The organism is Sporofaciens sp. SGI.106 (assembly GCF_050314255.1).
Classification (GTDB): domain Bacteria; phylum Bacillota; class Clostridia; order Lachnospirales; family Lachnospiraceae; genus Claveliimonas.
Window position 1 is genome coordinate 156,011 of record NZ_JBNPMZ010000006.1, and the last position, 8,351, is coordinate 164,361.

7 protein-coding genes are annotated in these 8,351 nt (G+C 43.5%); 6 read left to right on the forward strand and 1 reads right to left on the reverse strand.

All coding sequences use genetic code 11. The features are described 5' to 3' along the window. Positions 1-5 precede the first annotated feature (5 nt). Positions 6-2,018, forward strand: a complete 2,013-nt coding sequence (locus ACQRCC_RS06850; RefSeq protein WP_427850067.1) for a DNA topoisomerase — start codon at positions 6-8, stop codon at positions 2,016-2,018. A gap of 12 nt (positions 2,019-2,030) precedes the next feature. Next, positions 2,031-2,696 (forward strand): UDP-N-acetylglucosamine pyrophosphorylase, encoded by a 666-nt coding sequence (locus ACQRCC_RS06855; RefSeq protein ID WP_427850068.1) that lies wholly within the window; start codon positions 2,031-2,033, stop codon positions 2,694-2,696. Positions 2,697-2,717: 21 nt separating this feature from the next. On the opposite strand, the gene ACQRCC_RS06860 is transcribed toward ACQRCC_RS06855, so the two are convergent. Continuing rightward, the gene (locus ACQRCC_RS06860; RefSeq protein WP_427850069.1) at positions 2,718-3,059 is read right to left on the reverse strand and encodes a hypothetical protein; all 342 of its coding nucleotides are present in this window, start codon (positions 3,057-3,059) and stop codon (positions 2,718-2,720) included. A gap of 225 nt (positions 3,060-3,284) precedes the next feature. Between ACQRCC_RS06860 and ACQRCC_RS06865 the strand changes: the two genes are divergently transcribed. The 4 genes from ACQRCC_RS06865 (at position 3,285) to rny (ending at position 8,312) form a co-directional block, all read left to right on the forward strand. Then, the gene (locus ACQRCC_RS06865; protein ID WP_427850070.1) at positions 3,285-4,814 is read left to right on the forward strand and encodes a sodium/proline symporter; all 1,530 of its coding nucleotides are present in this window, start codon (positions 3,285-3,287) and stop codon (positions 4,812-4,814) included. Positions 4,815-5,032: 218 nt separating this feature from the next. Next, positions 5,033-6,070, forward strand: a complete 1,038-nt coding sequence (gene recA, locus ACQRCC_RS06870) for a recombinase RecA (RefSeq protein WP_427850071.1) — start codon at positions 5,033-5,035, stop codon at positions 6,068-6,070. A gap of 1 nt (position 6,071) precedes the next feature. Then, complete coding sequence (locus tag ACQRCC_RS06875) at positions 6,072-6,686, forward strand: regulatory protein RecX (protein ID WP_427850076.1); 615 nt, start codon at positions 6,072-6,074, stop codon at positions 6,684-6,686. Positions 6,687-6,764: 78 nt separating this feature from the next. Continuing rightward, entirely contained in the window at positions 6,765-8,312 is a 1,548-nt protein-coding gene (gene rny, locus ACQRCC_RS06880; RefSeq protein ID WP_427850077.1) for a ribonuclease Y, read from the forward strand. The last annotated feature ends 39 nt before the right edge of the window (positions 8,313-8,351 follow it).

Here is an 8,351-nt window from a genome sequence, read left to right on the forward strand (position 1 = left end):
ATTATATGGGCAAATCACTATACATCGCAGAAAAACCAAGTGTGGCACAGGAATTTGCCAAAGCATTGAAATTATCGGCCAAAAGAAATGATGGATATCTGGAATCATCAGATTCCGTGGTGACATGGTGTGTGGGACATCTGGTTACCATGAGTTATCCGGAAGCTTATGATGAGAAGTATAAGCGGTGGAGTCTTGCGACTCTGCCGTTTTTACCGGAAGAGTTCAAGTATGAAGTAATACCCGGAGTGGAAAAGCAGTACCGCATCGTGGCAGGGCTTCTCACAAGACCGGATGTGGATACCATATATGTATGTACAGACTCCGGTCGTGAGGGGGAGTACATTTATCGTCTGGTAGAACAGATGGCAGGTGTTCATGGAAAGACCAGAAAAAGAGTCTGGATCGATTCCCAGACAGAGGAAGAGATTCTCCGGGGAATCCGGGAGGCAAAGGATCTGTCAGAGTATGATAACCTTTCGGCGTCGGCATATCTTCGGGCAAAAGAGGATTATCTGATGGGAATTAATTTTTCCAGACTTCTGACACTAAAATACGGAGACAGCATTTCTAATTATCTGAATACCAGGTTTTCTGTGATTTCTGTGGGAAGAGTTATGACCTGCGTCCTCGGAATGGTGGTGAGGAGAGAACGGGAAATCAGGGAGTTTGTTGAGACTCCGTTTTACCGTGTGCTAAGCCAGGTGAACGCCGGGGGACAGAACTTTGAGGGGGAATGGCGTGCGGTGGAAGGCTCGCGATATTATGCATCCCCTTATTTATATAAAGAAAATGGATTCAAAGAAGAGGAAAAAGCGCAGGAGCTGGTTCAATGGCTTATGCAGGATACACCGCTGTCCTGCCACGTAGTATCAGTTGAGCGGAAGAAAGAAAAGAAGAATCCTCCGCTTTTATTCAATCTAGCAGAGCTTCAGAATGAGTGCTCCAAACGGTTTAAAATCAGTCCGGATGAGACTCTTAGAATCGTACAGGAACTGTATGAAAAAAAACTGGTGACGTACCCGAGAACAGATGCCAGAGTTCTGTCTACTGCAGTCGCGAAAGAAATACATAAGAACCTGAACGGATTGATGAAGTATGAACCGGCGGTGCCTTATTTAAACGATATTGTGGCGCTTGGAAGCCATAAGAATCTTTCCAGGACCAGATATGTCAATGATAAGCAGATTACGGATCATTATGCGATTATTCCGACCGGTCAGGGATTAAATGCATTAAAAAGTGTGGCGCATATGGCTACGCAGGTGTATGATGTAATTGTACGACGGTTTTTAAGCATTTTTTATCCCGCTGCGGTATATCAGAGAATGTCAGTAGTAACACAGATTCAGACAGAGCAGTTTTTTTCTAATTTTAAAGTGCTTGCAGAGGAGGGGTATCTGAAGGTCGTGGGAATCCCGGCTTCGGAAAATACAGATGCGGCATTTTTTGAAAAAATGAAATCCCTGCGCAAGGGAATGGAGCTTCCTGTATCAGAACTGGTAGTGAAAGAAGGAAAGACTTCCCCGCCAAAGAGATATAATTCCGGTTCTCTGATTCTTGCCATGGAAAACGCGGGTCAGCTTATTGAGGATGAGGAACTTCGTGCTCAAATTAAGGGAAGCGGGATCGGTACCAGTGCTACCCGTGGAGAAATTTTGAAGAAACTGTTTGGAAACAAGTATCTGGCATTGAATAAAAAGACGCAGATTGTGACACCGACGCTGCAGGGAGAGATGATCTATGACGTGGTAGATCACTCGATTAAATCTTTGCTGAATCCCGAACTCACAGCAAGCTGGGAGAAAGGCCTTACTTATGTGGCGGAGGGAGATATTACCCCTGAAGAGTATATGGGAAAGCTGGAGCATTTTATTCAGTCCAGAACGCAGGGGGTACTGGGACTGAACAATCAGTATGAATTGCGGGCATGTTATGACCGCGCTGCCGGATTCTATACGAAAGAGCAGAAAAAAATGACCAAAACGACCGGAAAACGGAAAACAACGAAAAAGTAAAGGAGAAACATAATGAAAGAAATGACAGTAGCAGAAATGTATACATTGGAAGAAACCATTGCGGCAAAGATTTTTGAGGGAGTTACCTATCCGTGGGAAGTACTTCCTAAGATTAAGGATTTTATTCTGGAACTGGGTGCTTCTCTTCCGGAAGACGAGTATGAAAAGGTGGGAGAGGACGTATGGATCGCAAAGTCTGCAAAGGTGTTCCCGTCAGCCTACATTCACGGTCCTGCAATCATAGGTAAAGAGGCGGAGGTACGCCACTGTGCTTTTATCCGCGGAAACGCAATCGTAGGTGAAGGTGCAGTAGTAGGAAACTCCACAGAGCTTAAGAATGTAATCCTGTTCAATAAAGTTCAGGTTCCTCATTATAACTATGTGGGAGATTCTGTTCTTGGATACAAGGCTCATATGGGAGCCGGTTCTATTACATCGAATGTAAAATCAGATAAAAAACTGGTAGTGGTAAAAACACCGGAGGAGAATTTTGAGACAGGAATGAAGAAATTCGGTGCTATGCTTGGTGATGAGGTAGAGGTTGGATGCGGAACTGTCCTGAATCCGGGAAGTGTAGTCGGTCCGCATACAAATATTTATCCGCTGTCTTCTGTAAGGGGATATGTTCCGGCAGGAAGTATTTACAAAAGACAGGGAGAAATTGTAGAGAAGCAGTAGAAGATGGCTTCTGTTAAATAATCAGGCCTGAAACGGTGAATCGGCGGGAAGCCCAAGTTGTCTGCGGATGCTTATTACAGCTCTGCGGCAGCCGGCACCGTCGATTTTTGTTATTTTCTTTCCTTTCAGAGTTACTTTCACCTGACAATGATTCGAGCACCCGGTGCAGTTGAGCGTACGGATACTGTCATTCGTATGCAGCATGGTAAGAGAGACTCTCGGTTCTAACTGTCTCTTTGCGCTGACGATACCCCGGTGGCAGCAATTTCCTTCTACATCTGTTACCTTTTTGTTTTCATCGACCGTTACTGTAAGTGGACAGTGATTGTTGCAGCCACGGCAGTCTATATTCTTGATTTCCATTAGAAGAACACCTCTTTTAGTTTATTTTTCCTTTTGTATCAGTATACCATTTCTGGAGTGAGATGCATAGAAAAATATGACAGAGAATGATTGACAGACGGGATCATTATATGCTAATATACATAAGGCGATAGCTTTAATGCTTTAAAGCGCAACGGTTTAAAGCGTAACGGTTTAAAGCAAAGAAAGCTGCAGAGAAGTAAAAGGAAAGATGAGGGATTTTCTATGGCTATCAAATTATTAATGCTGGTTATATTCTTTGCAATTATGGTTTCTGTAGGACTGTATTCAAGGAAACATGCGACCAGCGTAGACGGGTATGTATTGGGAGGCCGTTCTGTTGGACCCTGGCTTACAGCATTTGCCTATGGTACCTCCTATTTTTCAGCAGTTGTATTCGTAGGTTATGCAGGTCAGTTTGGATGGAAGTATGGTCTTGCTTCCACCTGGATCGGGCTTGGAAATGCAATTATCGGAAGTCTTCTGGCATGGGTTGTACTTGGAAGACGGACAAAAGTAATGACACAGCATTTGAATTCTAAGACTATGCCTGACTTTTTTGGTGAGAGATTCAACAGTAAGGCACTGAAGATTACAGCTTCTGCAATCGTATTTATTTTTCTGGTTCCTTATACGGCATCTGTTTATAATGGTTTATCCAGACTTTTCGGAATGGCATTTAACATTCCTTATACATACTGTGTAATCGTTATGGCAGTATTTACAGCTGTTTACGTTATTTTGGGAGGATACATGGCAACAGCAATCAACGATTTTATCCAGGGAATTATTATGCTGGGTGGAATTGTTGCAGTAATTGCGGCAGTACTGAGCGGACAGGGCGGTTTTATCGAAGCGATCCGTAAGATGGCTGAGATTCCGAGTGATGTTCCTGTTACAATGGGACAGCCGGGTGCATTTACCTCTTTCTTTGGACCGGATCCGATTAATCTTCTGGGAGTTGTTATCCTGACATCTCTTGGTACATGGGGACTTCCTCAGATGGTTGGTAAATTTTATGCTATCAAGGATGAGAAATCCATTAATACCGGAACAGTCATTTCTACTTTATTTGCAATAGTAATATCCGGAGGATGTTATTTCCTTGGAGGATTCGGACGACTGTTTGATAATCCGTCTATCCATGACGAGGCTGGAAATATGATATACGACGGAGTGATTCCTTATATGCTGTCCACACTTCCGGATATATTGATCGGTATTGTAGTAGTACTGGTGTTATCGGCATCCATGTCTACGCTGGCATCACTTGTTCTGACATCCAGTTCTACGCTGACGCTGGATTTCCTGAAGGATAATGTGATTAAGGATATGAGCGAGAAGAAGCAGGTACGAGTTATGCAGGTACTGGTTGTATTCTTCATCGTGCTTTCTGTTGTGATAGCAATGGATCCACCGACTTTCATTGCACAGCTTATGGGTATTTCATGGGGAGCACTTGCGGGAGCATTCCTGGCACCGTTTATGTACGGACTCTACTGGAAAGGTGTGACAAGGGCTGCAGTATGGGCAAGCTTTATTACCGGTGTGGGAATCACCGTTTCCAATATGTTCCTTCATTACATTGCATCCCCGATTAACGCCGGAGCAGTGGCTATGATAGCCGGTCTGATTGTTGTTCCGATAGTAAGCTGGGTTACACCAAAACAGAATAAAGAGCAGGTGGATGCGATTTTCGAATGTTATGAGGAGAAGGTTGTTATTACGAAAAAACGTTCTCTGGAGGCAAATTAAAAAAATATTTGAAAGATATAAAAATAGATTGCAGTTTCTATATTGCAATCTATTTTTATATTGCAATATGGAAACCGATATGATAATATATGATTTACATAAACATAATAAACTCTTTTGTGAATGTACAAAATAGTTGTTGACATTTTAAAGTAAGTATAATACTATATTATTCAGAGACACGAACATCCGTTCGTTATTGGTAAGGAGAGTACATTATGGCAAGTGATGATAATAAGAAAAAAGCATTAGATGCGGCGATTGCGAAGCTTGAGAAAGATTTTGGTAAAGGTACAGTGATGAAATTAGGTGATCCGGCTGCGCAGGTAGCTGTGGAGACGGTTCCTACCGGTTCATTGAGTCTGGATCTGGCACTGGGGCTGGGTGGAGTTCCAAAGGGAAGAGTGATAGAGATATACGGACCGGAATCCAGTGGTAAGACAACGGTCGCATTACATATGATTGCAGAGGTACAGAAGAGAGGCGGTATTGCGGGATTTATTGATGCTGAGCATGCACTGGATCCGGTATATGCCAAGAATATCGGCGTTGATATTGATGAGCTTTATATTTCCCAGCCGGACAGTGGAGATCAGGCACTGGAGATTACGGAGACTATGGTACGTTCCGGCGCGATGGATATTATTGTTGTCGATTCCGTAGCTGCTCTGGTTCCGAAGCAGGAGATAGAAGGAGATATGGGAGACAGCCATGTGGGACTGCAGGCAAGACTTATGTCTCAGGCTCTCAGAAAGCTGACACCTGTTATCAGTAAATCCAACTGTGTGGTTATCTTCATTAATCAGCTTCGTGAGAAGGTGGGAGTTATGTTTGGTAATCCGGAGACTACCACAGGAGGACGTGCGCTGAAGTTCTATGCTTCTGTCCGTATGGATGTGAGAAGAATCGAGACCCTGAAGCAGGGCGGAGAGATGGTGGGCAACAGAGTCCGCGTGAAAATAGTAAAGAATAAGATTGCGCCACCGTTTAAGGAAGCGGAATTTGATATCATGTTTGGTAAAGGAATTTCCAGAGAAGGTGATATTCTGGATCTGGCAGCCAACATTAATATAATTAACAAGAGCGGTGCATGGTATGCTTACGAGGGTAATAAGATTGGACAGGGAAGAGAGAATGCCAAGATCTATCTTGCTGAACATCCTGAGATTATGGAAGAAGTAGAGCAGAAAGTAAGGAATCACTACCATATCGGAGATGCGGCAGATGCAGCAGAATCGAAGGATGGAGAGGAATAATATGGAAGTTACGCAGATAGAAGCCGTAACCAAAACAAGATATAAAGTGTACGTAGATGGACAGTTCGCTTTTGTATTATACAAGGGCGAACTGTCCCGCTATAGAATTAAGGTTGGGGAGCAGATTTCTTCTGATGTGTATCTGGAGATAAAAGAAGAAATAGTACTAAAGCGTGCAAAGCTTCGGGCTATGCATCTTTTGAATGACATGGACAGAACTGAGGCTCAGTTGCGTGACAAGCTGGAGACTGGAGGGTTTACAGAAGATATTGTGGATCGGGCAATGGATTATGTGAAATCTTTCGGATACATCAATGATCGTGAATATGCCAGAAGATTTGTGGAAAGCAGGAAGGACAGGAAGAGCAGGAAAGAAATCTATGCGCTGTTGTGCCGCAAAGGCCTGGATCAGACACTGGTCCGTGAGGTGATGGAGGATACTATGGAGCCGGAAGATGCCGGCCATGCAATTGAAGAGCTGATACGAAAGAAGAGATATTGTCCGGAGACAGCTACGGAGAAGGAAAAGCAGAAGATGATAGGATATCTGATGCGAAAGGGATTTCGCTATGAAGACATCCGTCAGCTGATACAAGTTTCTGGGGGTAATGCTTGACATCTTTGTGAAAACAGTATAAAATTTAACTGTTGTATTTGTACAATGAAAACTAAATAAGGAGGTGCTCCTGTGCCAATGGGAATTTTGATTGCTGTAGTCGTGGTGCTGATCATAGCAACGGCAGTCATCAGTCATTTCGTGACCGTTTCCAATCTGAAGAAGAACGCAGATTCCAAGATTGGAAATGCAGAGAGTAAGGCGCGCGAGATTATTGATGATGCAGTGAAGACCGCTGAGGCCAAAAAAAAGGAATCTCTTTTGGAAATCAAGGAAGAATCTATCAGAACAAAGAATGAGCTCGAAAAAGAGACAAAGGAACGAAGAGCAGAGTTACAGCGTTATGAGAAGAGAGTTCTGTCCAAAGAAGAAGCTTTAGATAAGAAGTCAGAGGCGATTGAAAAGCGCGAAACAGGATTCGCAGCAAAAGAGGAACAGTTGAGACAGCGTGAATCAAAAGTCAAGGAGCTGGAACAACAAAGAGTACAGGAACTAGAAAGAATCTCAGGACTTACCTCCGAACAGGCAAAAGAATATTTGTTAAAAACTGTTGAAGAAGATGTGAAACATGATACTGCAAAAATGATAAAGGAATTGGAGGCGCAGGCAAAGGAAGAAGCAGATAAAAAGGCGAAAGATTACGTCGTTACTGCTATCCAGAGATGCGCGGCAGATCATGTGGCGGAAACTACGATTTCGGTCGTTCAGCTTCCAAGTGACGAAATGAAAGGAAGAATTATCGGAAGAGAAGGAAGGAATATCCGTACTTTAGAGACTCTGACAGGTGTAGAACTGATTATTGATGATACACCGGAAGCAGTTGTCTTATCCGGTTTTGATCCAATCCGTCGTGAGGTTGCCAGAATTGCACTCGAGAAACTGATTGTGGATGGAAGAATTCATCCTGCAAGAATCGAGGAAATGGTAGAGAAAGCGCAGAAAGAAGTGGATGCTATCATTCGTGAAGAAGGAGAGGCTGCAGCGTTGGAGGTTGGAGTACACGGAATTCATCCGGAGCTCATCAGACTTCTTGGCCGTATGAAGTTTAGAACCAGTTATGGTCAGAACGCGCTCAGACATTCTGTTGAGGTGGCACAGTTGTCAGGACTGCTTGCCGGTGAGATCGGACTTGATGTCAGAGTTGCAAAGCGTGCCGGACTCCTGCACGATATCGGTAAATCTATCGACCACGATGTGGAAGGATCACATATTCAGATTGGTGTGGATCTTTGCCGCAAGTACAAAGAATCTGCGACAGTCATCAATGCTGTAGAATCACATCATGGAGATGTGGAACCGGAAACTCTGATAGCATGCGTTGTTCAGGCAGCGGATACGATTTCTGCGGCAAGACCGGGTGCAAGAAGAGAAACAATCGAAACATATACAAACAGATTAAAACAATTAGAAGACATCAGCAACCAGTTTAAGGGTGTTGATAAATCTTTTGCTATTCAAGCAGGTAGAGAGATTCGTATTATGGTAGTTCCAGAACAGGTATCTGATGCGGATATGGTATTACTGGCCAGAGATATTTCAAAACAGATTGAGTATGAGTTGGAATATCCGGGACAGATTAAGGTAAATGTTATTCGGGAATCCAGGGTAACAGATTATGCCAAGTAGAAGATAAATTATGAAAGACCAGACCTTCGTGTCTGGTCT